Annotated in this window: 22 protein-coding genes and 1 riboswitch; of the genes, 8 read left to right on the top strand and 14 right to left on the bottom strand. The window is 72.0% G+C overall.

The features are described 5' to 3' along the window. Window positions 1-16: 16 nt before the first annotated feature. From ACFQS1_RS06045 to ACFQS1_RS06035, 3 genes are all read right to left on the bottom strand, one after another. Complete coding sequence (locus ACFQS1_RS06045; protein ID WP_378965101.1) at window positions 17-1,672, bottom strand: sensor histidine kinase; 1,656 nt, start codon at window positions 1,670-1,672, stop codon at window positions 17-19. Then, window positions 1,669-2,871 carry a PP2C family protein-serine/threonine phosphatase gene (locus tag ACFQS1_RS06040; RefSeq protein WP_378965100.1) on the bottom strand — a complete coding sequence of 401 codons (1,203 nt, stop codon included), beginning with the start codon at window positions 2,869-2,871 and terminating at the stop codon, window positions 1,669-1,671. The genes ACFQS1_RS06045 and ACFQS1_RS06040 overlap by 4 nt, the downstream gene beginning before the upstream one ends. Before the next feature lie 78 nt (window positions 2,872-2,949). Next, entirely contained in the window at window positions 2,950-3,300 is a 351-nt protein-coding gene (locus ACFQS1_RS06035; protein ID WP_378965099.1) for a hypothetical protein, read from the bottom strand. Between the two features lie 74 nt (window positions 3,301-3,374). Between ACFQS1_RS06035 and ACFQS1_RS06030 the strand changes: the two genes are divergently transcribed. Both ACFQS1_RS06030 and ACFQS1_RS06025 read left to right on the top strand, forming a co-directional pair. Next, window positions 3,375-5,738, top strand: a complete 2,364-nt coding sequence (locus ACFQS1_RS06030) for a M28 family peptidase (RefSeq protein ID WP_378965098.1) — start codon at window positions 3,375-3,377, stop codon at window positions 5,736-5,738. 3 nt (window positions 5,739-5,741) lie between these two features. Next, window positions 5,742-6,284 carry a dihydrofolate reductase family protein gene (locus ACFQS1_RS06025; protein WP_378965097.1) on the top strand — a complete coding sequence of 181 codons (543 nt, stop codon included), beginning with the start codon at window positions 5,742-5,744 and terminating at the stop codon, window positions 6,282-6,284. A gap of 24 nt (window positions 6,285-6,308) precedes the next feature. On the opposite strand, the gene ACFQS1_RS06020 is transcribed toward ACFQS1_RS06025, so the two are convergent. Further along, the gene (locus ACFQS1_RS06020; protein WP_378965096.1) at window positions 6,309-6,593 is read right to left on the bottom strand and encodes a Smr/MutS family protein; all 285 of its coding nucleotides are present in this window, start codon (window positions 6,591-6,593) and stop codon (window positions 6,309-6,311) included. 31 nt (window positions 6,594-6,624) lie between these two features. After that, window positions 6,625-6,996, bottom strand: coding sequence for a tetratricopeptide repeat protein (locus ACFQS1_RS06015; RefSeq protein WP_378965095.1), 372 nt, complete (start codon window positions 6,994-6,996; stop codon window positions 6,625-6,627). Window positions 6,997-7,134: 138 nt separating this feature from the next. Here ACFQS1_RS06015 and ACFQS1_RS06010 point away from each other — a divergent pair, with 138 nt between their 5' ends. Continuing rightward, the gene (locus ACFQS1_RS06010; protein WP_378965094.1) at window positions 7,135-9,210 is read left to right on the top strand and encodes a hypothetical protein; all 2,076 of its coding nucleotides are present in this window, start codon (window positions 7,135-7,137) and stop codon (window positions 9,208-9,210) included. On the opposite strand, the gene ACFQS1_RS06005 is transcribed toward ACFQS1_RS06010, so the two are convergent. Beyond that, on the bottom strand, window positions 9,155-9,544 hold the full coding sequence (locus tag ACFQS1_RS06005) for an RCC1-like domain-containing protein (RefSeq protein ID WP_378965093.1): 390 nt from the start codon (window positions 9,542-9,544) through the stop codon (window positions 9,155-9,157). The genes ACFQS1_RS06010 and ACFQS1_RS06005 overlap by 56 nt on opposite strands. Window positions 9,545-9,860: 316 nt before the next feature. Between ACFQS1_RS06005 and ACFQS1_RS06000 the strand changes: the two genes are divergently transcribed. Beyond that, window positions 9,861-10,940 (top strand): 3-deoxy-7-phosphoheptulonate synthase, encoded by a 1,080-nt coding sequence (locus ACFQS1_RS06000; protein ID WP_378965092.1) that lies wholly within the window; start codon window positions 9,861-9,863, stop codon window positions 10,938-10,940. Between the two features lie 110 nt (window positions 10,941-11,050). On the opposite strand, the gene ACFQS1_RS05995 is transcribed toward ACFQS1_RS06000, so the two are convergent. From ACFQS1_RS05995 to ACFQS1_RS05980, 4 genes are all read right to left on the bottom strand, one after another. Further along, window positions 11,051-11,338 (bottom strand): DUF3040 domain-containing protein, encoded by a 288-nt coding sequence (locus ACFQS1_RS05995; RefSeq protein WP_378965091.1) that lies wholly within the window; start codon window positions 11,336-11,338, stop codon window positions 11,051-11,053. 476 nt (window positions 11,339-11,814) lie between these two features. Further along, on the bottom strand, window positions 11,815-12,912 hold the full coding sequence (locus tag ACFQS1_RS05990) for a DNA glycosylase AlkZ-like family protein (protein WP_378965090.1): 1,098 nt from the start codon (window positions 12,910-12,912) through the stop codon (window positions 11,815-11,817). Between the two features lie 51 nt (window positions 12,913-12,963). After that, entirely contained in the window at window positions 12,964-13,632 is a 669-nt protein-coding gene (locus ACFQS1_RS05985) for a GNAT family N-acetyltransferase (RefSeq protein WP_378965088.1), read from the bottom strand. Between the two features lie 214 nt (window positions 13,633-13,846). Further along, complete coding sequence (locus ACFQS1_RS05980) at window positions 13,847-15,085, bottom strand: saccharopine dehydrogenase family protein (RefSeq protein ID WP_378965087.1); 1,239 nt, start codon at window positions 15,083-15,085, stop codon at window positions 13,847-13,849. Window positions 15,086-15,342: 257 nt separating this feature from the next. Next, window positions 15,343-15,502: riboswitch (cyclic di-AMP (ydaO/yuaA leader) on the top strand. A gap of 1 nt (window position 15,503) precedes the next feature. Between ACFQS1_RS05980 and ACFQS1_RS05975 the strand changes: the two genes are divergently transcribed. Continuing rightward, window positions 15,504-16,232 carry a transglycosylase family protein gene (locus tag ACFQS1_RS05975; protein WP_378965086.1) on the top strand — a complete coding sequence of 243 codons (729 nt, stop codon included), beginning with the start codon at window positions 15,504-15,506 and terminating at the stop codon, window positions 16,230-16,232. A gap of 118 nt (window positions 16,233-16,350) precedes the next feature. Here the strand turns inward: ACFQS1_RS05975 and ACFQS1_RS05970 are convergent, their stop codons facing one another. Continuing rightward, window positions 16,351-16,716, bottom strand: coding sequence for a YybH family protein (locus ACFQS1_RS05970; RefSeq protein ID WP_378965085.1), 366 nt, complete (start codon window positions 16,714-16,716; stop codon window positions 16,351-16,353). 70 nt (window positions 16,717-16,786) lie between these two features. On the opposite strand from ACFQS1_RS05970, the gene ACFQS1_RS05965 reads away from it, so the two are divergent. Continuing rightward, window positions 16,787-17,665, top strand: a complete 879-nt coding sequence (locus ACFQS1_RS05965; protein WP_378965083.1) for a LysR family transcriptional regulator — start codon at window positions 16,787-16,789, stop codon at window positions 17,663-17,665. 197 nt (window positions 17,666-17,862) lie between these two features. Beyond that, the gene (locus ACFQS1_RS05960) at window positions 17,863-18,243 is read left to right on the top strand and encodes a GatB/YqeY domain-containing protein (RefSeq protein WP_378965082.1); all 381 of its coding nucleotides are present in this window, start codon (window positions 17,863-17,865) and stop codon (window positions 18,241-18,243) included. Between the two features lie 14 nt (window positions 18,244-18,257). Here the strand turns inward: ACFQS1_RS05960 and ACFQS1_RS05955 are convergent, their stop codons facing one another. Beyond that, complete coding sequence (locus tag ACFQS1_RS05955) at window positions 18,258-18,893, bottom strand: SDR family oxidoreductase (RefSeq protein WP_378965081.1); 636 nt, start codon at window positions 18,891-18,893, stop codon at window positions 18,258-18,260. 77 nt (window positions 18,894-18,970) lie between these two features. On the opposite strand from ACFQS1_RS05955, the gene ACFQS1_RS05950 reads away from it, so the two are divergent. After that, on the top strand, window positions 18,971-20,464 hold the full coding sequence (locus ACFQS1_RS05950) for a DedA family protein (RefSeq protein WP_378965080.1): 1,494 nt from the start codon (window positions 18,971-18,973) through the stop codon (window positions 20,462-20,464). On the opposite strand, the gene ACFQS1_RS05945 is transcribed toward ACFQS1_RS05950, so the two are convergent. Both ACFQS1_RS05945 and ACFQS1_RS05940 read right to left on the bottom strand, forming a co-directional pair. Further along, entirely contained in the window at window positions 20,461-21,258 is a 798-nt protein-coding gene (locus ACFQS1_RS05945) for an SAM-dependent methyltransferase (protein WP_378965414.1), read from the bottom strand. The genes ACFQS1_RS05950 and ACFQS1_RS05945 overlap by 4 nt on opposite strands. 89 nt (window positions 21,259-21,347) lie before the next feature. Next, a complete protein-coding gene (locus ACFQS1_RS05940; protein WP_378965079.1) occupies window positions 21,348-22,544 on the bottom strand; it encodes an NAD(P)/FAD-dependent oxidoreductase in 1,197 nt (398 codons plus the stop codon).

Below are 22,544 nucleotides of genomic sequence, written 5' to 3'. Positions count from 1 at the left end.
GCCCTTGTCGCATCAGTCACGCACTGACCTCCGTCTTCGCTGTCCCGCCCGGTTCCGCCGTGCCGTCGCCGGCGCCCGGTCCTTCGGACGGCTCGGCGGACCCGGCCTCGATCACGCCGGCGGGCGAAGGCGTGCCCGGCAGCACCGGCAGGGTGAAGTTGATCGAGGTCCCTTCCTCGACGTCGAGGTCGAGCCAGATCCGACCGCCATGGTATTCGACGATCTTCTTCACGATAGCGAGTCCGATGCCGGTGCCCTCGTACGCGTCGCGGGCATGCAGCCGCTGGAAGATCACGAAGACCTTGTCGGCGAACTCGGCCTCGATGCCGATGCCGTTGTCCCGCACGTTGATCAACCACTCGTCGCCCTCGCGCCGCGCGCTCACCCGGACCACCGGCGGCACGCCGGGGCGGCGGAACTTCAGCGAATTGCCGATCAGGTTGACGAACAGCGTGGTGAGCAGCGGCTCCTCGCCCTCGACCGTGGGCAGGCCGGTCCAGCTGATCTCGGCGTCCTCCCCGGCCCGGGCGTCGAGCTGGGAGCTGACGTCGGTGAGCACCCGCCCGAGGTCGACGTCGGTGAAGCCGGCGGTGAGGCGCCCGATCCGGGAGAACGCGAGCAGGTCGTTGATCAGCCGCTGCATCCGCTGGGCGCCGTCGACTGCGAAGGCGATGTACTGGTCGGCGCGCTCGTCGAGCTGACCGGCGTAGCGGCGCTGCAGCAGCTGGCAGAAGCTCGCCACCTTGCGCAGCGGCTCCTGCAGGTCGTGCGAGGCGACGTAGGCGAACTGCTCGAGGTCGCGGTTGGACCGGGTCAGCTCCTCGGCCTGGGCCTTGAGCTGCTCGTTCACCCACTCGATCTGACTGCGGGCCTCGCGTACCTCGGCCAGCTCGGCCGCGATCTTGCGGCGCATGCCGTCGACGTCGGCGGCCAGGCTGGCCAGCTCGGGCGAGCCGCCGCTCTCGATGTGCCGGTCGTAGTCGCCGGCCGCCACCGCGCGCACCTGCTCGGCCAGCTCGACCACCGGGCGGCTGACCAGCCGGTCGAGCAGCAGGAGCAGGGCCGCGCCGGCAATCACGATGATCGCGGCGGCGGCGATCTGGATCGCCACCATGGTCTGGCTCGAGTCCCGCGCCGCGGTCGCCGATCTGGTGCGCAGCGCCTGGATGTCGTTCTGCATCGCACCGATGGCCTGGCGCAGCGAGTCGAACTCGGTGGTCGAGCCGGCGATGATCAGCTGCTGGCCGGCCGTGGTGCCCTTGGTGTCGACGGCCTCGATCACCGGCTGGGCCACCTGGGTCTGCCAGACCAGCGCCCGCTGCTGCACCCGCCGGAGCGAGTCGCGGATGGCGGTGTCGCCGGGGTGCAGCAGCGCCTCGATCCGGCTGACCATCGCCTTCTCGTCGGCCAGGCCCTGGTTGTACGGGCCGAGCGAGCCCTGCTGGCCGGTGATCGCGTAACCGCGGATCCCGGTCTCCTGGTCGACGTACGCCGTGCTGAGCCCCTCGCCGGCGGCCCGCATCGGGCTGGCCCGGTTGAGCACGTCGTCGAGATGCCGGTTGTTGCGCGCCGCGGTCAGCACCGCGAGAACGGCCAGCCCGCTCAGAATCACGCCGGTGATGATGCACAGCGCGACGATCCGGTTGCGAAGAGTCCAGCCTCGCAGGTTCATCGTCCACTTCCGCGGGAGATCAGCAGCATGGCAACGTCGTCGGCGAGCGGGCCGCCGTTGGCCTGCTCGGCCTGCCCCACCAGCCAGGCCGGCAGCGCGGGCAGCGGCACGCCCCGGGCGGCCGGCTCGTCGAGCAGCGCGCACAGCCCGTCGACGTCGAGCCGCTCGGCGCCCACGCCGGTGTGGCCCTCGATCAGCCCGTCGGTGTACATCAGCAGCGACCAGTCGTCGCCGGCCAGCTCCAGCTCGGTCGGCGGCGCCGGCTTGGGCCGCACGCCGAGCACGATCCCGGGCCGCGCGTCGACCGGCTCGGCCCGCCCGCCCGAGAGCAGCACCGGCGGCGGGTGGCCGGCCAGCCGCACGGTCGCGCGGTTGCCGGGGAGGTCGAGCACCGCGGTGGCCACCGTGGCGAACACCTCGCGGGCCCGGCGCTCGCTCATCAGCACCTGCTCGAGCGAGCCGAGCACCTGGTCGTCGGACACGCCGGCCAGCACCAGCGCCCGCCAGGCGACCCGCAGCTCGACGCCGAGCGCGGCCTCGTCCACGCCGTGGCCGCAGACGTCGCCGACGATCACGTGCAGCCGGTCGTCGCCGATCTGGACGACGTCGAAGAAGTCGCCGCCGAGCAGGCCCATGGCCCGGCCCGAGCGGTAGACCGTGTGCACCTGCACCGCCTCGGTCGACATCAGCGGCTGGGGCAGCAGGCCGCGCTCGAGGCGGGCCGACTCGGCCTGGCGCAGCTCGACCTCGCGCAGCCGCTGCGCGTTCTCGTCGGCGCGCTTGCGCTCGACCGCGTACCGCAGCGAGCGGGTCAGCAGCACCCCGTCGACCTGCCCCTTGACCAGGTAGTCCTGGGCGCCCTCGGCGACCGCGGCCACGCCCAGGTGCTCGTCGGAACGGCCGGTGAGCACGCAGACCGCGGCGCTGCCGGCTACCGCGAGCAGCTTGCGGAGCCCGTCGATGCCCTCGGCGTCGGGCAGGCCCAGGTCGAGCAGGATGCAGTGGACGCCGGCCATCTTGGTCTTGGCCTCGCCCAGCGTGGTCGCCACCACCAGGTCGAACGGCGCCTCGGCCTCGCTCAGCAACTCGCGGACGAGGAAGGCGTCGCCCTCGTCGTCCTCGACCAGCAGGACACGCAGCCGCTCCTGGACAACCGCGGCGCTCGTGCGGGCGCGGGGCGCGACCGACGGCTCAGTCATGCCTTTACCCCACTCGCTTCAGCCGACCGGACGGGACGATCGTGTACCACTCCTGTCCGGCGCACAACTCGGCGATCATCACGCGCGACCCTCGGCCGGCTCGTCCGCGGCGGCCACCCGGCGCGCGTGCTCGGCGATGACCTGGCCGAGGATGCCGTGCAGGCGCCCGCAGTCGGGACAGTGCAGGTTCTCGTCCAGGCGGCGGCTGCCGCACTCCGCGCAGGTGCCCCGGTCTTCCGGGTCGTGATACTGCTCCAGCGCCCGGCACATGGCGCGGATCACGTGGTCGCCGACCGCGAAGACGCCCTCGCCGAGGGCGGTGCGCACGCCCACGACGGCGACCGGGCCGGACTCGGGATTCGGGTCAAAAGGGGCAACATTGTCGACGAACTTCGCGATCACGGCGGCGGGGTCGAACGGCGTGCTCACGCGACAACGCTATGCCACGCCCAAAACGATCTTCGGACTACCCGGTGTCACACCCCTCCGCTTAGATGGCACCCATGAGTGACACAGCCCTCGTGCGCGGGCCGAGCCGGGTGGCCGCGGCCCTGGCCACGCTGGTCGTCCTGGCCCTGGTCGGGTTTGCGGCGATCTGGTCGGTGCGCCCGCCGGCCGCCCGCGACGCGGGGGCTTCCGGGTTCGGCGCGCAGCGCGCGTTCGAGCAGGTCAAGGCGATCGCCACCGAGCCGCACCCGGTCGGCAGCGCCGCGCAGGACCGGGTGCGCGATCACGTGGTGCGCGAGCTGCGCGGGCTCGGGCTGTCGCCCGAGATCCAGGACACCGTGTCGATCGAGGGCGGCGAGCTGTCGTCGAGCGCGGGCGGGGCCGGGCTGGCACACGTACGCAACGTGGTCGCCCTCCTGCCCGGCAGCGATTCCACCGGCCGCATCTTCCTGGTCGCACACACCGACTCGGTGCAGGTCGGCCCGGGCGGCAACGACGACGCGGCCGGCACCGCGGCGATCCTTGAGATCGCCCGCGCGCTGACCGCCGGGCCCCGTCTGCGCAACGACGTGGTCCTGGTGCTCACCGACGGCGAGGAGGCCTGCCTCTGCGGCGCGAAGGCGTTCGTCGACCAGCACCCGCTCGCCCGGGACGGGGGCATCGCGCTCAACCTCGAGGCCCGCGGCAGCAGCGGGCCGGCGATCATGTTCGAGACCGCGGCCGACAACCGGGCGCTGGTCGGGGTGTACGCGCACGCCCCCAAGCCGGTCGGCACCTCGTTCGCGGTCGAGATCTACCGGCTGCTCCCCAACGACACCGACTTCACCGCGTTCCGCGAGGCCGGCTTCACCGGGCTGAACGCGGCGTACATCGACGGCGCGGCGGTGTATCACGCCCCCACCGACCTGCCCTCGGCGATGGATCTCGACAGCCTCCAGCACCACGGCGACAACGCGCTGGCCGTGACCCGCGATCTCGGCGGCCGTGACCTGGCCGCGCTGCGCTCCGCCGACGACGCGACCTACTTCCCCGCGCCCGGCCTGCTGGTGCGCTATCCGGGCGAGCTGGTCTGGCCGCTCGCCGGGCTGGCGCTGCTCGCGGTGCTCGTGTTCGGCTGGCTGGCCGTGCGCCGGGCCAGCACCACCGGCCGCAAGCTCGCCGGCGCGTCGATCGGCACGCTGCTCCCGATCGTCGTGGCGCCGGTGCTGGCCCAGCTGTTCTGGGCGCTGCTCAAGCTGATCCGCCCCGAGTACGCCGAGCTGCCCATCGACCCGTACCGCCCGGGCTGGTACCGCCTGGCCGTGCTGGCGCTGACCGCCACGGTGCTGTTCGCCTGGTACGCCTGGTTCCATCGCTGGCGGCGGGCCGGCCCGGTCGCGCTCGCCGTCGCCGGGCTCGGCTGGCTGGCCGTGCTCGGCCTGGTCCTGGCCGCCACCATGCCGGGCGGCTCCTACCTGGGCACCCTGCCCGCGCTGGCCGGCGCGGTCGCCGGCATCGTGGCGCTGCTGGTGCGCGGCTGGTGGTCGGTCGTCGCGATCGCGGCGGGCGGCGCGGTCGCGGTGATCATCCTGCTGCCCACGGTGATCATGCTGTTCCCGGCGCTCGGCATGCCGATGGCCGGCGCCGGCGCGTTCCTGGCCGTGCTGCTCGGCCTCGCCCTGCTCCCGGTGATCGAGATGATTCATCCGGTCGCGGGCGGCCAGCGCGGGCTCGACGCGCTGCGCGACCGCCGCCGCGGGGCCGTCCCCACCCTCGCGGCGCTGCTCGCCACGGTTCTCGCCACGGTGGTGGGCCTCGCCGCCGACCGCTTCGACGCCGACCACCCGGCGCTCACCCAGCTGATGTACGCGCTGGACACCGACAACAACACGGCCCAGTGGCTCAGCGACGAGCCGCGCGTGCAGAACTGGACGTCGCAGTACGTCTCGGGCGATCCGCACCCGGTCGACGCGACGCTGCCGGCTTTCGGCCCCGAGAAGATGCGCAGCGGCCAGGCACAGGTCGCCGCCCTCGCGGCCCCGAAGCTCACTCTCGAGTCGGACACCCGCTCGGGTGACAGCCGGGTGCTCAAGTTGCGGCTGCAACCGCAGCGGCAGGTCCGGCTCACCACGCTGCACGTCGAGTCCGGCGCCACGGTCACCGCGGCCACCGTCGGCGGGCGCGCGCTGCCCGCCGAAAAGCTGGCGGTGAAACAAGACGGCGGCCCGTGGGGCTTCGGCATCGTCTTCCACGCGCCGCCGGCCGAGGGCGTCGAGATCACGCTGACGGTACGGGCGAGCGGCCCGGTGCGGTTCCGGGCCATGGATGGCAGCGACGGCCTGACCGCGCTGCCCGGCTTCCGCGCCCGGCCCACCGGCGTCGGCATCGTCGGCTCGCACACCAGCGAGTTGCTGGCGGTCGCCAAGACCTACACGCTGTAAACCATGGCAAAGGTGCTGTACTCCGCGACCATGTCGCTCGACGGCTTCATCGCCGGCCCGAGCGGCGACATGTCCTGGCTGGCCGATTACCTGGGCCCGAACGAGACGGCCGAGCGCCTGGTCGACCGGATCGGCGCGCTGCTGGTGGGCCGGCGCACATTCGAGGGTGACGACCCCAACCGAGGCACCGAGAAGGAGGGCGCGCTCGAGGGCGCGTGGCAGGGGCCGCAGTTCGTGCTCACCCACCGCCCGACCGTACCGCCGCCGACCGGCACGACCTTCGTCACCGACGTGGCCAGCGGGGTGGCCGCCGCGAGCGCGGCCGCCGGCGACAAGTACGTCAACATCCTGGGCGCCGACGTCGCCCGTCAGGCCCTGGCCGAGGGCCTGATCGACGAGATCCTGGTCTTCGTCGCCCCGGTGCTGCTCGGCGACGGCACCCGCCTGTTCGCCTACCCCGGCGGCTCGACGGTCCGGCTGGAACGGTTGAGCCAGTCGGAGTCCCCGCTGGCCACCGGCATCTGGTATCGGGTGATCCGCCCATGACACGGCGGGACGCGGCCGCGACCTTCAGCGGCCGCGACCTCGACGGCCGGTGGGGGCGTCGTGCCGGAAGTGCACGAACAGGCGACCCCAGTTGTCGCCGTCCTTCTCGACGCGGTGGTAGAGCTGCTTGATCTCGCGCTGGTCGAGGAAGCGGAGCACCTTCTTCTTCAGCGCGCCGCTGCCCTTGCCCGGGATGATCTCGACCGACGAGGCCCTTTTCTCGATGGCCTCGTCGATGATCCCGCGCAGGGCCCGGTCGATCTCGTGGCCCTTGTTGAAGATGTCGTGCAGGTCGAGCTTGAGTTTCACGTCGAACGTCCCGTCGTTTGGCCGGCCCAGTCTACGGCTGCTCGGATTTGCCGAGCCATTCCTCGACGCGGTGGACGGCCTCGGAGTAGTCGGCGTGCTGCTTCATCGCCGCCGCGAGCCGCAGGTGCGGCAGCGCCTCACGAAAGCGGCCGGCCCGTTCCAGGGTCCGGCCGAGCACGTGGTGCGCGTAGTGATCCGACGGATCATGCTCGATCAGCGCTCTGAGCTGCGCCTCGGCACCCGCTAACTGGGCCGAGTTGAAGTACGCCCGGGCCAGCAGCTGGCGGACCGCGGTGTTGTGCGGCTCGGCCTCGACGATCGGCTCGAGCAGGCGGGACGCGCCGAGCGGGTCGCCGGACTCGAAGAAGAAGGTGGCTCTGCGGTACTCCTCGAGAAGATCCACGAACACGCTCCCCACACGGTCGCGAACAAGCCTTCGAACAACGCTGGCACAACAACGGGCCAACGGCGAGTGTTCCGATGATCCAAGCTTCCCGACAAATCACCGCATTCGGCAACTTCGGCGTCGGAGAATGCCTGCGTGGGGGACTTTCCGAGTCATGTGGTGTCCGTTCCGGCCCGTCCACGATTCGGGCGTGCCCGGGCCGGCGCGCTCGGGGTCTTCGCCCTGGTGCTGTGCCTGATGACGGCGGGCGGCAGCTCGCTGCCGGCGACCCGCTCGCCGGCCCTGCTGATCGCGGGGATGAACGACATCCCGTCCGCGCCCTCGGGCCGGTCGTGGGCGCCGGCCCCGATCGACGCCGACGGCCTGCGGATGGTGGCCGGCGCGGACGGGCAACGGTTCGTGCTGCACACCGTGGGCGGCGACCAGACCTTTCTGCCGGGAGTCGATCTCGGCGACACCACGCCGGGGCACCTACCGGGCGGCTCGTCGATCTCGGCGGCGCAGTACCGCGCCTGGTTCGCGGCGATGAGCATGCTCGGCATCCGGGTGGTGCGGACGTACACCATCCACCGGCCCGCCTTCTACCAGCAGCTGGCCCAGTACAACGGGGAGAACCCGGACCGGCCGCTGTATCTGATGCAGGGCGTCGCGCTGCCCACCGACGCGTACATCACCCGGCGCAACCTCTACGACAAGCAGGTCACCGACGCGTTCACCGACGAGCTACGGGACGCGTCGAACGCGGTCGCGGGCAAGCTCACCACCACCGACGGGGCTTGGGACGCCGACGTCACACCCTGGCTCGCCGGCTGGATCATCGGCGCCGAGCTCGACCCGTACGCGGCAAAAGCCTCCGACTCGCGCAACCAGGACGCCAAGCCGGTGTCCGGCCGGTTCTTCCGCAGCGTCGAGGGCGCCGCCCCGACCGAGAAGTGGCTGGCGGCGCGGATGAACGAGCTCGCCGGCTTTCAGGCGGCGAAGGGGCTGAGCGAGCCGATCGCGTTCGTGAACTGGCCGGCCACCGACCCGCTGCGGCACCCGGAGGAGCCGCTCGCGCAGGAGGACATGTACCAGCTCGACGCCAACCACGTGATGCCGACCGCGAACTGGCCGGCCGGCACGTTCGCCAGCTATCACGCGTTTCCCTACTACCCCGACTTCCTGCGGCGGGAGCCGGGACTGCAGAAGAACGGAGATCCGTACGCGTCGTACCTCGCCGCCCTGCACAAGCACCACGCCAAGATGCCCACGATGATCACCGAGTTCGGCGTGCCGTCGTCGATCGGCTCGGCGCACGCCGGCCCGCTCGGGCGCGATCAGGGCGGGCACAGCGAGGCCGACGCGATGCGGATCGACGCCGACCTGCTCCGGGTGATCAAGGCGCAGGGGCTGGCCGGCGGGTTCCTCTTCGAGTGGGCCGACGAGTGGTATCGGCTCGCCTGGAACACGATCACCCACCAGGACGCGAGCCGCCGGCAGCTGTGGCACGACCCGCTCACCAACGAGCAGCACTTCGGCCTGCTCGCCACCGACCCGGCCGGCGCGACCGAGCCGCAATCCCTGATCGACGCCGAGGGCGGCTGGCCGGCCCGCAGCGTGCGGGCGCACACCGACGAGGCGTACCTGCACCTGGACGTCCGGCTGGGCAACTCGCCGCCGGGCACCCTGCAGCTGGGGTTCGACGTGCTGCCGAGCCTGACCGGCGCGCCGATGGCGGGCAGCACCGATCGGCGGCCGGACGCGGTGTTCGCGCTGAACCTGGTGGGCGGGACCGGGCAGGCGTACGTGCGGCAGCAGCTCGACCCGCTGCCGCTGGACCAGGACGTGCCCGAGGCGCGGCGCGGGCGGGCGCCGAGCGGCTGGCGGGCGTACGAGTTGCTGGTCGGCCGCAAGCCGATCGAGCTGCAGAACGCGGGGTTGCTGCCCGAGGGGGTCCTGTGGCGCCTGCGCAAGGACCGGTTCACCGTACGGGTGCCGTGGGCGATGCTCGGCTTCGCGGACCCGTCGTCGCACGAGGTCGGGGTGCCCCGGGAGGGCAAGCTGACCTTCCCGACCAGCCCGGGGGTGACCGTCTCGGCGTCGGCGTCCGGCACCGATCAGACCATCGGGCAGGTCACCTGGGCCGGATGGGCCAGGCCGTCTTATACCGAGCGGCTCAAGCAGGGGGCTTCGGCGTTCCGGGACGCGGCGCTGTCGGTGTCGGCCGGGTGAGCATCACCAGGGTGACGCCGCCCGCGACCAGCAGCGCGCCGATCGTGATGAGCAGGAGCGGACTGCGGCCCGGCGCGCCCGGGTCCGGGTAGCCCGCGCCCCAGCAGTAGACGTCGCCGTCCTCGGTGAGGGCGCAGGTGTTGTCGCCGTCGGCGACCAGCTGGACGACCCGGCCCTCGAGGCTGACCCGGCAGAACCCCTCGCAGCCGTCGGCCCGCGCCGGCGCGGGCCCGGCCTGAGCGAGGGCCAGGCCGGCCACGGCCGGTGCGGGCCCGGCCAGGGCGGACACGGCGATCACGGCCAAGATCGCCAATACCCGACGCGTGATCCACATGCAATCATTATGGGCGTTTTGTACGCTTTCGAGGATTGCGACACGCTCCGTCTGCCGGCCTTCACCGGGGCGCTCCCCCACGTGCCGCCGGCCGTCGTCCCAACAGCTGGTCCGCAACTGGCATCACGCGCCCGGTGACACGCTATGCTTGCCGACGTGTTCAGGAGCTATCTGCGGTTTACGAGGCCGGCTTTCGCCGGTGCCTCGGTTGTCACCGCATGACCTGAGACACCAGCCAGAGCCGGCCCGGGGCAGCGACGACGTCGCTGCCTTTTTGTTTGCCGGCTCTCGCCCCGGGCGCCGGCCCGAAGTGGAGATGTACACGATGACCATCCCCGAGGTCCAGCGCGTCCGCGACCAGCGCATCGCCGCCGTCGTGCCGCTGATGAGCCCCGCGCTGCTGCACCACGAGCTGCCACTGACCGCCGGCCTGCACGACAACGTGCTCGACGGCCGCCGCCAGGTCGAGGACGTGCTCAACGCCCGAGATCCACGGCTGCTCGTGGTGGTCGGCCCGTGCTCGGTGCACGACCCGGTCGCCGCCGGCGAGTACGCCGGGCTGCTGCGCGAGCAGGCCGACCGGCTCGCCGACGACCTGCTGATCGTGATGCGGGTGTACTTCGAGAAGCCGCGCTCGACGGTCGGCTGGAAGGGCCTGATCAACGACCCGCGGCTGGACGGCACCGGCGACGTCGGGTCCGGGCTGCGGATCGCCCGCAAGCTGCTCCTCGAGATCGTGAGCAAGGGACTGCCGACGGCGGTGGAGTTCCTCGATCCCATCACGCCGCAGTACATTGCGGACACCGTGGCCTGGGGCGCGATCGGCGCCCGTACGGTCGAATCGCAGGTCCATCGGCAGCTGGCCTCCGGCCTTTCCATGCCGATAGGCATGAAGAACCGGCCCGACGGCAGCATCAGCACGGCGGTCGACGCGATCCAGGCCGCCGCGGTGCCGCACGTCTTCCCGGGCATCGACTACTCGGGTACCCCGGCGATCCTGCACACCACCGGAAACCCGGACACGCACCTGGTGCTGCGCGGCGGCGGGGGCCGGCCGAACTACAGCGCCGCCGACGTCGAGAGCGCGCTGCAGATGCTGCGCAAGGCGTCGTTGCCCGAGCGCTTGGTGATCGATTGCTCGCACGGCAACAGCAACAAGGACCACCTGCGCCAGCCGCTGGTCGCCGACGACGTGGCCGGGCAGGTCGCCGACGGGCAGCGCGGCATCAGCGGGGTGATGCTGGAGAGCTTCCTCGTGCCCGGGCGTCAGGACCTCGGCGGTTCGCTCACCTACGGGCAGTCGGTCACGGATGCCTGCATGGGCTGGGACGCGACGGTGGACGTGCTGTCCAAGCTGGCGTCGGCGGCTCACCGCGGGCGTGCCGGGCGGGCATAAGCCCCCACGCGATCAGGGGTGACGCGGGCTTGGACGACGTGCGGGGAATTCGCCGGCGACGATCGAGCCCGTGCGGCCCGGACGAGACGGCGGGCCCGCGTCTGGCGTGGTCAAGCGGAATCGGAGCGGCGGCGCACCAAGCGGTAGGTCACTGTGGACGCCACCGTCGTGGCACACAGGGCGGCGATCACGGCGGCGATCCACCAGCCGAGCACCGCCAGGATGACGGCGGCCGTCCAGATGACGATCGCGGTGAGGATCAGCGATAGGGTCGCGCCCCTTCGGGGCGCGGGCCGGGCGACCCGTCCGCCGCTCATGCGGACACAGAACTCCGGGTCCGCACGCCTCAACTGCCGCTCCAGCTCCGCCAGCCGACGGCTGTCTTCCCTGCTCAGCATGTCGTCACCTCCGGTCGGCGCCGAGCCTGCCTGGATCGAGCGCGAACCATCTCGATCTATCTCATTGTTACTCGCGCGTTGCCTTCGTGATACCTCCGGAGATGCCAGATCCCGTCGCGCGCCGAAATACGCCCGTGACCAGCGAGCCTTCAACCGGCAGGCCCGGAGATGGCATCGGACGACGGCGGACGCACCTCCGGGGCCGAACGATGGAGCGGGCCGGGTGCGAGAGGGCAGGGCCAAACTGGGCCGAGCGCCAGCGCGCCGCGCCGACGGCGCGCAGGAAGCAAGGCGGCACGCCAATTGCGCGGCGGCTGCGAGCAGAGTGGCACGCACCGGGTGGCACGCACCGCCCGGCACGGACCGGGTGGCACGGACCGCCCGGCACGCACCGGGTGACACGGACCGCGCGGCACGGACTCGGCCGCCTGCGGGCTGTATGACGTCGGGTCAGGCGGCGATGGCGGCCGCGGCGGTCAGTCGAAGGTGATCGTGGCCTCGGGGACGGCCCGGGCTCGGGCGACCTCGGCGGCCTCGGCCTCGATCTGTTTGCGGCGGGTGGCGGGGAGCGGGACGAACGAGGTGACGGAGAGGTCGACGCGTTTGCGGCCGGCCATCTTGGCTCGCCAGGTGCCCAGGATCTCGCCGTCGAGCAGGAGGACGCCGGGGTTGCCGAGGACGCGCCACACCTCTTTCTGTTGTGGGCGGTCGGGGACCAGCAGGTCGCGGTCTCTCGCCTGGAGCAACGGATCCATGCCGGGGAGCAGGCGCACGCCCTCGGACGGCTCGGCGGTGGCGAGGGCGTCGACCGAGGACTCGGGGAGCCACGCCCGGCGGCCGTCGACCTTGACCTCGGCCAGGCCGGCGGCAGGCCAGACCCGTTTCATCTCGGCCGTGGTGCTGCCGAGGTATTTGCCCAGCTCGGCGGGGGTGGCGGGGCCAAGGAAGCGAAGGTAGGTGGTGATGAGGTCGGCGATGCCCTCGTTTTCGGTGGGCTGGGGCGGGGCGTCGGGGATCGGGGCCAGGGTGGCGTCGCGGCCGCGGGACTCGACCTCGATGCCGCCGGGCAGGCCGGAGTGCTGCCAGACGTTGCCGGCGATGTGCTGGGCGCCGCAGCTGCGGCAGTAATAGGTGAGCTCGCGCGGCACCCGCTTGCTGACCTGGGTGCTGACCTCGCCGCGGGGCATCGAGTCGTGCACCACCTCGCGGAAGGCGGCCGCGGTCGCGGTGAAGGCGGCGATGCCGAGCAGCATGCCCTCGCGGATCTGGCCGCTCTTGATGCGTGCGGTGGCGTCGGCATCGCTGACCGGCCACAACTGTTTGACCAACGTGGACAGGTCGGCGCGACGGTGCAGGTGCGGGGCGCCGCGGGCGGCCCAGACGGTGATCAGGCGCTCGTCGTCGAGGTCGGCCGACGTGCGGGCGGCCAGGGCGACCCGCTGCGAACCCGGGGAATACTCCTGCACGCCCAGATCGAGCACGGGCAGGTCGGCGGGGCGCTGATCGGTGCGCTCGGCCAGGCCGAGGGCGGTCACGCGGTAGGCCATCACCTGTGCACGGTCGACAGTGACCATGACACCTCCCGGTTGGTCCGGAGGCCGCCCCGGCGACGGGGCGGCTTTCTTTCAAGTGCGACGACCGTACCGCCGGGCTGCGACATTTTTCAGGCGATCGAGGCGGCTGCCGGGATGGCCCGTCATCATCTCCCAGGTGTCGAGGCTGCTCGGGCCGTGCGGGCCGACCTGGAGGATGGGCGCCTCGCCGGTCAGCGTGTAGCCGCAGCGGCGGGCGACCGCGGCGCTGGCCGTGTTGGCCGGGTCGATCCGCAGCAGCAGGCGGCTCAGTTTGAGCGTGCTTCCGGCGTACGCGGAAAGAAGGGACAGGGACCCCGACGCCAGCCCGCGGCGACGATGGCGCGCGCCCACCAGATAGCCCAGTTCGGCCTCTTTGAGGCCGGCGTCGATGCCGAAGAGCAGCACCTCGCCGAGGGGCCGGCCACCGCGCTCGGTGATCGCGAGCTGGAGGCGCTGACCGCTCATCCGACCCTGACGTGCGCGTTTGAGGTACGCGACGCCGGCCTCCGTGTCGAACGGCGAGGGCATGGGCGTCCAGCGGGCGATGTCGGGATCGTCGAGGAGCTCGATCAGGTCGCCGAGATCGTCGGAACGCCACTCGCGCAGGACTACGCCGTCGCCCGTCAGCGTGATCGGGAAGGGGAGACGGCTGGCGGCCACGCCTTGATCCTGCCCGAATGAATCCGGTTCAAGCCAGTCCGTCATGATGCCACCCCGCAACCGATCGATGATCCACGAGGCGTGCGACGCGGCGGGGGCGGGCGAATACCGTTGAGCTCGTGGACGAGCGGACCGCGCTGGTGACGCGGCGGGGCGAGAACTACGGCGGCCGCTCCCGCCAGGAACGCGCGGTGGCTGCTGGCCGGGGTCTCGGAGGCCGCGCCGCGGGCGCCGGGGAGCATCGAGGAGATGCTGCGTCCGGCCGGACGCGGATTCAGCCGCGACGGGCGGCGATCTCCATGCCGGCCGCGCGCAGGCGGGTCACCAGGGCGTCGCCCAGGGCGGTGGCCGGCGTCAGGACGCCGCCCTCGGTGGCCGGCAGCGCGTCGCGGTCGTGAGCGAGGGCGAGGGCCGACTCGCCGAGCATGACGGCGGTGGCGGCGTAGCCGGGGTCGCCCTTGGCCCGGAACCGGGCCGAGTAGCGGACGCCGGAGGTCGTCGTGGCGAACAGATCCATGGTGAAATGCCCCTTCTCGCGGGACTGCTCGTCCGGGCCCTCGCCCGGCTTGGGCAGGATGCGATCGAGGACATAGCGGGTCGGCGGCAGCGACAGGCCGGCCATCAGCGCGCCGAGGCCGAGCCGGGTGCCGTGGGCGATCACCGGGGAGAGCGGGGAGGCGCCGACGCTCATCGCCTCGCGGTAGCGGAAGGCTCGGCCGTACTCCCAGCCGCGCAGCGCGTTGCTGCGGCGCACCACCCGGGTGTTGTAGGAGGCCATGAAGAACGGCGCGAGCGTGCCGCGCAGCCGCGGATGCACGGCGGAACCGGAGAGAACCGCGGTGTCGTCCTGCCGGCCCAGATCGGGCTCGGCGGATCGGTCGGGGGTCAGCGAGTACGGGCTGGCGGCGACCCGGCGCAACTTGCCGTCATTCTTGACCACGTCGAGCTGATGGCGCATCGAGTCGATCGTGCCGCCGCTGATCCCGCCCCGCATGCTGGTGACGACCAGCGTGGTGTCGGTGAGCTCGCCGGCGCCGTCGGCCGTGACCTGCTGCGCGAGCACGTGCACGCCGATGTCGGACGGGATCGAGTCGAAGCCGCAGGAGTGCACGATGCGGGCGCCGGTCGAGCGGGCGAGCTCGTGGTTGTCGTCGATGCTCTGCCGGGCGAACAACACCTCGCCGGTGAGGTCGGCGTAGTCGGTGCCGGCCGCGGCGCAGGCCCGGACGAGCGCTTTGCCGTATTTCGCATATGGCCCGACGGTGGTGACGACCACCCGCGTCGCGGCCGCGATCCGCTCGAGTGCCGGCACGTCGGTGGCGTCGGCCACGAGAACCGGCCAGTCGACGCCGAGACGCCGCTTGACCTCGGCGATCCTGGCCTCGGAGCGGCCGGCCAGGGCGATTCGCGTGCCGGCCGGGGCGTGCTCGGCCAGATATCGAGCCACCAGCGCCCCGACAAAGCCGGAGGCGCCGTAGACGACGATGTCGTGATCGCGGGGCTGGTCGCTCATGGCAGCCGATTCTGCACCAGGTTCCGGCGTTCGGCCGAACAAGTTACTGATCGGTAATGACGCATCGGCCGGCCCCACCGACGACTTCGGTCGCACAAGCGTGTTAATCGGTCATTCTCGACATAAAGCAAGATCAAATGGGGCAATAGCTGAGAACAACGTCACCATTAAGGCGCTGGGCTTGGCCGTTCTCCTTGAGCCGTGGATACCGTCGGCCGGTCCGCGATGCGGGCACCGCGGGTGGAACGCCGAGTCCCTGCCACCGCCCGCCGGACATCGAACTCGTGGCAGGGAGCGGGGGACCCAAACGTTCCTCGGCGCGCGATGCGCGCGCCTCGGGGTGAAGCCGCACGATGGCGGCCGGGCACCTCAGCCCGAACCCGACAGCTGACCTCGCAGGCGTGGAGGGTTCTCTTTCATGGCACAGATCCACAAGCATGCCCGCACGCCGCGGGCGCGCAAGCACGCCCGTTTCGCGATCGGCCTCGCCGCCTTCGGCGTCGCGGGCACGGCCGCCCTGCTGGGCCCCGCTTCCCCCGCGCAGGCGTCCAGTGTGAACTGGGACGCGGTCGCGCAGTGCGAGTCGGGCGGCAACTGGAGCATCAACACCGGCAACGGCTACTACGGCGGGCTGCAGTTCAGCCGCAGCACGTGGAAGGCCTACGGCGGCACCAAGTACGCCAGCACCGCGAACAAGGCGAGCAAGGCGCAGCAGATCCGGATCGCCGAGAAGGTGCTGAACGGCCAGGGCATCGGCGCGTGGCCGGTCTGCGGCAAGAAGGCCGGCTCCTCGAAGCACTACAAGGGCACCAACACGAGCGGCTCCAAGTCGTCGAAGTCGACCCACAAGTCGAGCTCAGCCCACAAGTCGAGCTCAGCCCACAAGTCCAGCTCGGCCCACAAGTCGAAGTCGACCGCCGACAAGGCCACCAAGCAGGCCACCCGGGCGACCACCTCGCACAAGGTCACCCGTAGCACGACCGCGAAGGCCACCGGCAAGACCTACGTCGTCCGCTCCGGCGACACGCTGTCGGCCATCGCCACGAGCAACCACATCAAGGGCGGCTGGCACACCCTGTACCAGCTGAACACCAGCACCATCAGCAACCCCGACCTGATCTTCCCCGGTCAGCGGATCGCGCTCTGATCCACCCGTAGCGATCCAAGATCCACCCGTAGCGATCCGGCCGCTCATTCCCCGGGGCGGCCGGGTCGCATCCCCACCCGCGAGATCGCGGGCGCCGGAAGCAGGCGCTTGCCGGGGATCAGTCTTTCGGGGTGACGAACTCGGGCTGGTCGAGCACGCGCAGCCAGGTGCCGTCGGGCTGGCGGCGCACCACCTGCGCGCGGGCGCCGGCGTTGTCCTTGGGCGGGGTCGAGGTCAGCGCCAGGTCACCGCTGATCAGCGTCGGCAGCGGCTGCTCCGGCTCGAAGGCCGGCATGTGCGGCAGCGCCTGCTCCCACAGCTTTTGGATCGCTGCCCGGCCGACGGTCTGTTGTCCGGGCGGATAGGCCATCACCGCATCCTCCTCGTAGAGCAGGGCGAGGCCCTCCGCGTCCTTCGCGTTGGCGCGCTCGACGAACAGCCGGGTCAGGTCTTCGGGCTGACGAGCCTTTTCGCGTTCGGTCATGACTCCACCCTCGCGCGGTGCGATTCAGAAGTCCAACGCATAGTTTTTCTGAGAGCTAGAATTTGCGGTTATGGAACTGCGGCAGCTCGAATACTTCGTGGCGGTGGCCGAGGAGGCCGGATTCACCCGCGCCGCCCAGCGCGTGCACATCAGCCAGTCCGGGGTGAGCGCCCAGGTCAAGGCGCTGGAGGCCGAGCTGGGCGCCGAGCTTTTCGACCGGTCCGGGCGGGTCGCGCGACTTACCGAGGCGGGTCGGGTGGCCCTCGAGTACGCCCAGGCGGCGCTGACCGCGGCCACCCGTCTGCGCCAGGCGATCGACGAGGTGAAGGGCCTGGTCCGCGGGCACCTCACGGTCGGGATGGTGACCGGCTGCGAGATCACTCCGCTGTTCGCCGCGCTGGCCGCCTTCCACCGCGAGCACCCGGCGATCGAATTGGAACTGCTCGAGGACGACTCCCGCACTCTCGTCAACTCCGTACGGACCGGCCTGGCCGACATCGCCCTCGTCGGCGTCGCGTGCGCGCCGCCCGAGCACCTCTCCGCCCAGGTGATCGCCAGCGAGGGCCTGGTGGCACTGGTGCCGCCCGACCATCCACAGGCGAGCGTGGCCGGGCTGCCGCTGCGCGAGCTGATGGCCTACTCTCTCGTCACCCTCCCGGAGGGGACCGGCATCCGGGCCGCCTTCGACGAGGCGTGCGTGTCCGCGAGCCTGATTCCCGACGTGGTGCTGGTCGCGTCGGCGCCCGCGGCCGTCGCCGACATGGCGGCGCGGGGCCTGGGCATCGCGGTGCTGAGCGAGTCGATGGGCAAGCTGCACCCCGGACTCGTGGCCGTGCCGATCACCGAGCTGGGGATCCCGGCGCTGCTCGCGCTCGTGTGGCGACCGCGGACGAGCCCGGCGCTGGCCGCGCTGCTGCCACACCTCCGGCGGGAGTTCGGCGACAACTGACAAAGGCGCGGGCTGACCCGACACGCGCCGCGGGCGGGACGCTGCCGCGTGGTCGTCGGTGACCCGTGCTCGACGGCGAGGCCAGGGGACGCGGCGGCGCAATGCGAAGCCGCGACGGAACGGAGTCGCGCGCGGAGAGCGGGGGCGCGGCGCGGGCGAAGGGCCGGCCACATGTGAGGCGCGATCCCGTCGCCGTCATGACGGAGATCTCCCTGCGGCAGCAGCTTCGTGCGGCGCTGCCGGCTGCCATGAAGTCGCGCGACCGGGCGGCCACGGCGGCGCTGCGGGCCACCCTGGCGGCGATCGACAACGCCGAGGCGGTCGCGCCGGCCGCGGAAGCGCCGGGCACGAGCCTCGCGATCGAGCACATCGCGGTGGGTGTCGGGGCGACCGAGGTCGCCCGCCGGGCGCTGACCGAGGTCGAGGTCGAGGACATCGTCCGGGCCGAGGTGGTCGAGAGGGAGACGGCCGCCGACGAGTACGAGCAGAGCGGGTACGCGGATCGGGCAGAACAATTGCGCAACGAAGCCCGGGCCCTGGCCGCCCACCTCGCCGACGCCGGAAAGGGCCCACAGTGAAGAACGGCCGACGCTCAGAAGGCTAGGGCCTCGGCGATCGGAGTGTCGCCGGCGAAGAGCTCGAACGTGACGCCGATCGTCGACGGGCTTTGCAGGCAGGCGGCGAGGACGGCGGCCACGTCGTCGCGAGGGATCGGGCCCCTGTTCCCGAGGGTGCGGCTGACCTTGACGAGCCCGGTGCCGGGGTCGTCGGTGAGGTGGCCGGGGCGGACGATCGTGTAGTCGAGGCCGCTCGCCACGACGTACGCGTCAGCCTCTGCCTTTGCCTCCAGGTACGGCCGCATGGCGCCGCCGGCGGCCGGGTCCTCGGCGCCGATGGACGAGACCATCACATAGCGGGACACGGACTCGGCCGTCGCGGCGTCGGCGAGCTTGACCGCGCCGCCCAGGTCGACGGTGCGCTTGCGGGCCGGACCACTGCCCGGCCCGGCGCCGGCCGCGAAGACCACGGCGTCGGCGCCCTTCACGTACGCGGCGAGCGAGGCGTCGTTCTCCAGGTCGCCGATGACCGGCACGGCACCCACCGCCCGCAGGTCGCCCGCCTGCGCCGGCTTGCGGATCAGCCCCCGCGCGGTGTGGTCGTCGGCGGCGAGCAGCTTCAACAGGCGGAGGGCGACTTGGCCGTGGCCGCCGGCTACGAGAATGTCCATCCCCCAGTCATACCCCCATGAGCCCTAAGGGCGATCACCGATTGAGGGTCGCGAATCGGCTGCATAGCGTCACCGGTGTGCTCAACGATCTGCTCGGCGGCCTCCCTCCGATCCTGGTGTACGTCGTCGTCGGAGCGCTCGTCGCGGCGGAGTCCGCGTTCGTCGCCGGGCTGGTCCTGCCGGCCGCTACCGCGCTGATCGCCCTCGGGCTGCTGGCCAACGCGGGCACCGTGCCGATCGGGCCGGCGCTCGTCGTGGCGGTCGCGGCCGGGCTGATCGGCGGGACGGCCGCGTTCCACTCGGGGCGGCGGCGCGGGCCCAGGCTCCGCACCGGCCGGCTCGGGCAGCGGGTCGGCGAGAAGCGCTGGGATCGGGCCGAGCGGCTCTTCGCGCGGCACGGCGGCCGGGCGGTCTTCCTCGGGCAGTGGATCGTGGGGGCGCGCACGCTGGTCCCGCGGCTGGCGGCGGTGAACGGGGTGCCGTACCGGCGCTTCGCGGTCTGGCACACGCCGGCCGCGGCGCTCTGGGCACTGTGGATGGTCGGTGCCAGCTATCTGGCCGGCGCGTCCTATGACCTGCTCGTGGCGCGGGCCGGCCGGGCCGGTGGCGCCGTGGCCGTGCTGGCTGTTCTGGTTGTCGTGCTGATGCTGCTCGGGCGATGGCTGGGCCGCCATCCGCGGCCCTTCTACTCGCTCGCCAACGCCCGCCTCCGGCTGCGATGGCGACCGCGGAGGGTCACGCTTTGGCGGGGCCGGGATGCGGGGCCGGTGGTCGAGCTGGGGCTGGGCGCCGGGCTGCTCTTCGGGCTGGCGGCGCTCCTCGTCCTCGTGGTGCCGACGGTCGTACGGTTCAGCGGCCTCGCGGACGCCGATGTGACCATCACCGACTGGGCCCGCGGGCAATGGACCTCGGACGGCTACCTCTTCGCACTCGACACCGCGACCTTGGCCGACCCGGCCGTGCTCTTCGGCATCGCCGCGGCCGTTTCGCTGGGCCGGTGGTGGTTCCGGCGGCGGCGGGGCGCGCGGGAAGGGCTGATCACCGCGGTCGGTCCGGTTCTGCCGATCGCCGTGCTGGCCGCGGCGTTCGCGCTGACCACGGCGCCGGCCTGGGAGAGCTGGCGCGCGCCCAGTTCAGTGGTCTTCCCGGCGGCCGGCGAGTTCGACGGCTCCATCCCCTTCGACCGGGCCGGGCCGATGGCGACCATGGCCGCCGGGCACACCGCGCAGCTCGCCGGGGCGGTCGGCCTGCTCGCCTGGATGCTCTCCGCGAACCTGCCCTGGAAGTGGCGGGTCACGGTCTGGACGGCCGCCGCGATCTACGTGGTGGTGTTCGCCGGCTCGTGGGTCTATCTGGGGTGGAGCCGCACCAGCGAGACCGTGGCGGCGGTGCTGATCGGCGCGGCGTGGGCGGCGCTCAACGCCGCGATCTGGTCGGGACCGCGGGCGCGGGGAGAGCGCACGGCGCCGGCAAGCGAAAGCGAACAAGAGATGGGTACGACGCCGGACGACCACCGGCTTTGCGCGGCGACGCGGGCCGGGCGCGACCGGGTGGAGGCGGGCGGCGCCTAGGGTTTTCGGCCCACCGCGCCGTAGATGGCGACGTCCCGGGCGGTCGGCCGGTCGTCGCGAGCCGGACGCCAGTCGCTGACCGAGACGACACCCGGCTCGATCAGGTCGAGGCCCGCGAAGAACCGCGCGAACTCCGGCCTGTCGCGGGCGCGGGCGTCGGTGCGGCCCGAGGCCAGCAGCTCCTGGTGCTTCGCCACCTGCTCCGGCGGCGCGTAGTCGAGGGTCAGGTTGCTCGCGACCAGATAGCTGCCCGGCGCCAGCGCGTCGAGCAACTGCCGCACCACCGTCACGGCCTGCTCGTCGTCGTGGATGAAGTGCAGGACCGCGACCAGCAGCAGCCCCACCGGCCGGCGCAGATCGAGCACCGCCCGCAGCTCCGGGTGCCCGAGAATCGCCTCGGGCGAGCGCAGGTCGGCCTCGACGTACCCGGTGCGCCCCGCCGGCGTGCCGACGGTCAGCGCGCGCGAATGGGCCATCACGATCGGGTCGTTGTCCACATAGAGCACCCGCGACTCCGGGGCGACCCGCTGCGCGACCTCATGGGTGTTGTCCGGAACGGGCAAGCCGGTCCCGATGTCGAGGAACTGGCGGATGCCGCTTTCCGCGAGGAACTTGACGCTTCGCCGCAGGAAGTCCCGATTTTCCAGGGCGGCGATCCGGGCCGTGGGGAACGCCTTCGCCAGCAGATCGCCCGACTCCCGGTCGGCCGCGAAATGGTCCTTGCCGCCCAGCCAGTAGTTGTACCGCCGGGCCGGGTGCGCCACCGAGGTGTTCATCCGATCCGACGAGTTCATGCGATCCACAAGGGAACTCTAGGCCCCGAGATTTCCGCGCACCATGGCCAGCAGCCTCGGCGACGCGGCCCGGTAACCGGTCGCCAAACCTACAGCAGGTCGGGCAGGGCGATGCCGGTGTCGGCCAGGCGCTCGGGGTCGATCGGGCGGCCCGAGCGGATCAGCGCCTCGATCTGGTCGGTCACGTCCCACACGTTGACGTTCATGCCGGCCGCGACCTTGCCGTCGACCAGCCAGAACGCGATGAACTCGCGGGTGGCGAGGTCGCCGCGGACGACCACCTCGGCCTTCTCGCCGGGCGCGATCCAGCCGGTGTACTCCATGCCGAGGTCGAACTGGTCGGTGTAGAAGTACGGCAGCTTGTCGTACGAGACGTCCTGGCCCAGCATCGCCCGGGCCGCCACCGGGCCGGTGTTGAGCGCGGTCGCCCAGTGCTCGACGCGGACCCGGTGCCGAAGGTAGGGATGGTCGACGTTGGCGATGTCGCCGGCCGCGAAGATGTCGGGATCGCTGGTGGCCAGCCGGCGGTCGACCAGCACGCCGTTGTCGACGGCCAGACCCGCGTCGGCGGCCAATCCCACGTTCGGCGTGACACCGATGCCGGCGATCACCACGTCGGCCGCGAGCGTCTCGCCGCCGGCCAGCCGCACCGCGCCCTCCTCGACCGCCTCGACCTGGGCGCCCAGGTGCAGGGTGACGCCGTTGGCCCGGTGCAGGCCGGCGAAGACCTCGGCGATTTCCGGACCCAGCACGTTCACCAGCGGAAGAGCAGCCCGCTCGACGACGTCGACGGTCGCGCCACGGCTGCGCGCGGCCGCGGCGACCTCGAGGCCGATCCAGCCGGCGCCGATGACCACGACCCGGCTGCTGCCGGTGACCGCCGCGGAGATGCGCTGCGAGTCGCCGAGCGTGCGCAGCAGCAGCGCGCGATCGCCGCCCGGCACCGGGAGCGGCCGGGGCGTCGAGCCGGTGGCGAGCAGCAGCTTCTCGTACTCGATCTCGTCGCCGCCGTCGAGCCGCACCCGCTTGGCCGCGCGGTCGATCGAGGTCACGGTCGTGCCGAGGCGCAGCGTGACGTTGTGCTCCGGATACCACTGCGCGGTATGGACGTACACGCTGTCCACCGCGTCGGTGCCCAGCAGAAGGCCCTTGGAGAGCGGGGGCCGCTCGTACGGAATCTCGGTCTCCGACCCGATCAGCGTGACCGGGCCCTCGAAGCCCTCGTCACGCAGGGTCTCCACCGCTTTGCCGGCGGCCAGGCCGCCGCCCACCACAACATAGGTCAT

Source organism: Paractinoplanes rhizophilus (genome assembly GCF_042664765.1).
Taxonomy (GTDB): Bacteria; Actinomycetota; Actinomycetes; order Mycobacteriales; family Micromonosporaceae; genus Actinoplanes; species Actinoplanes rhizophilus.
This window is presented reverse-complemented; position numbering and strand designations above follow the sequence as displayed.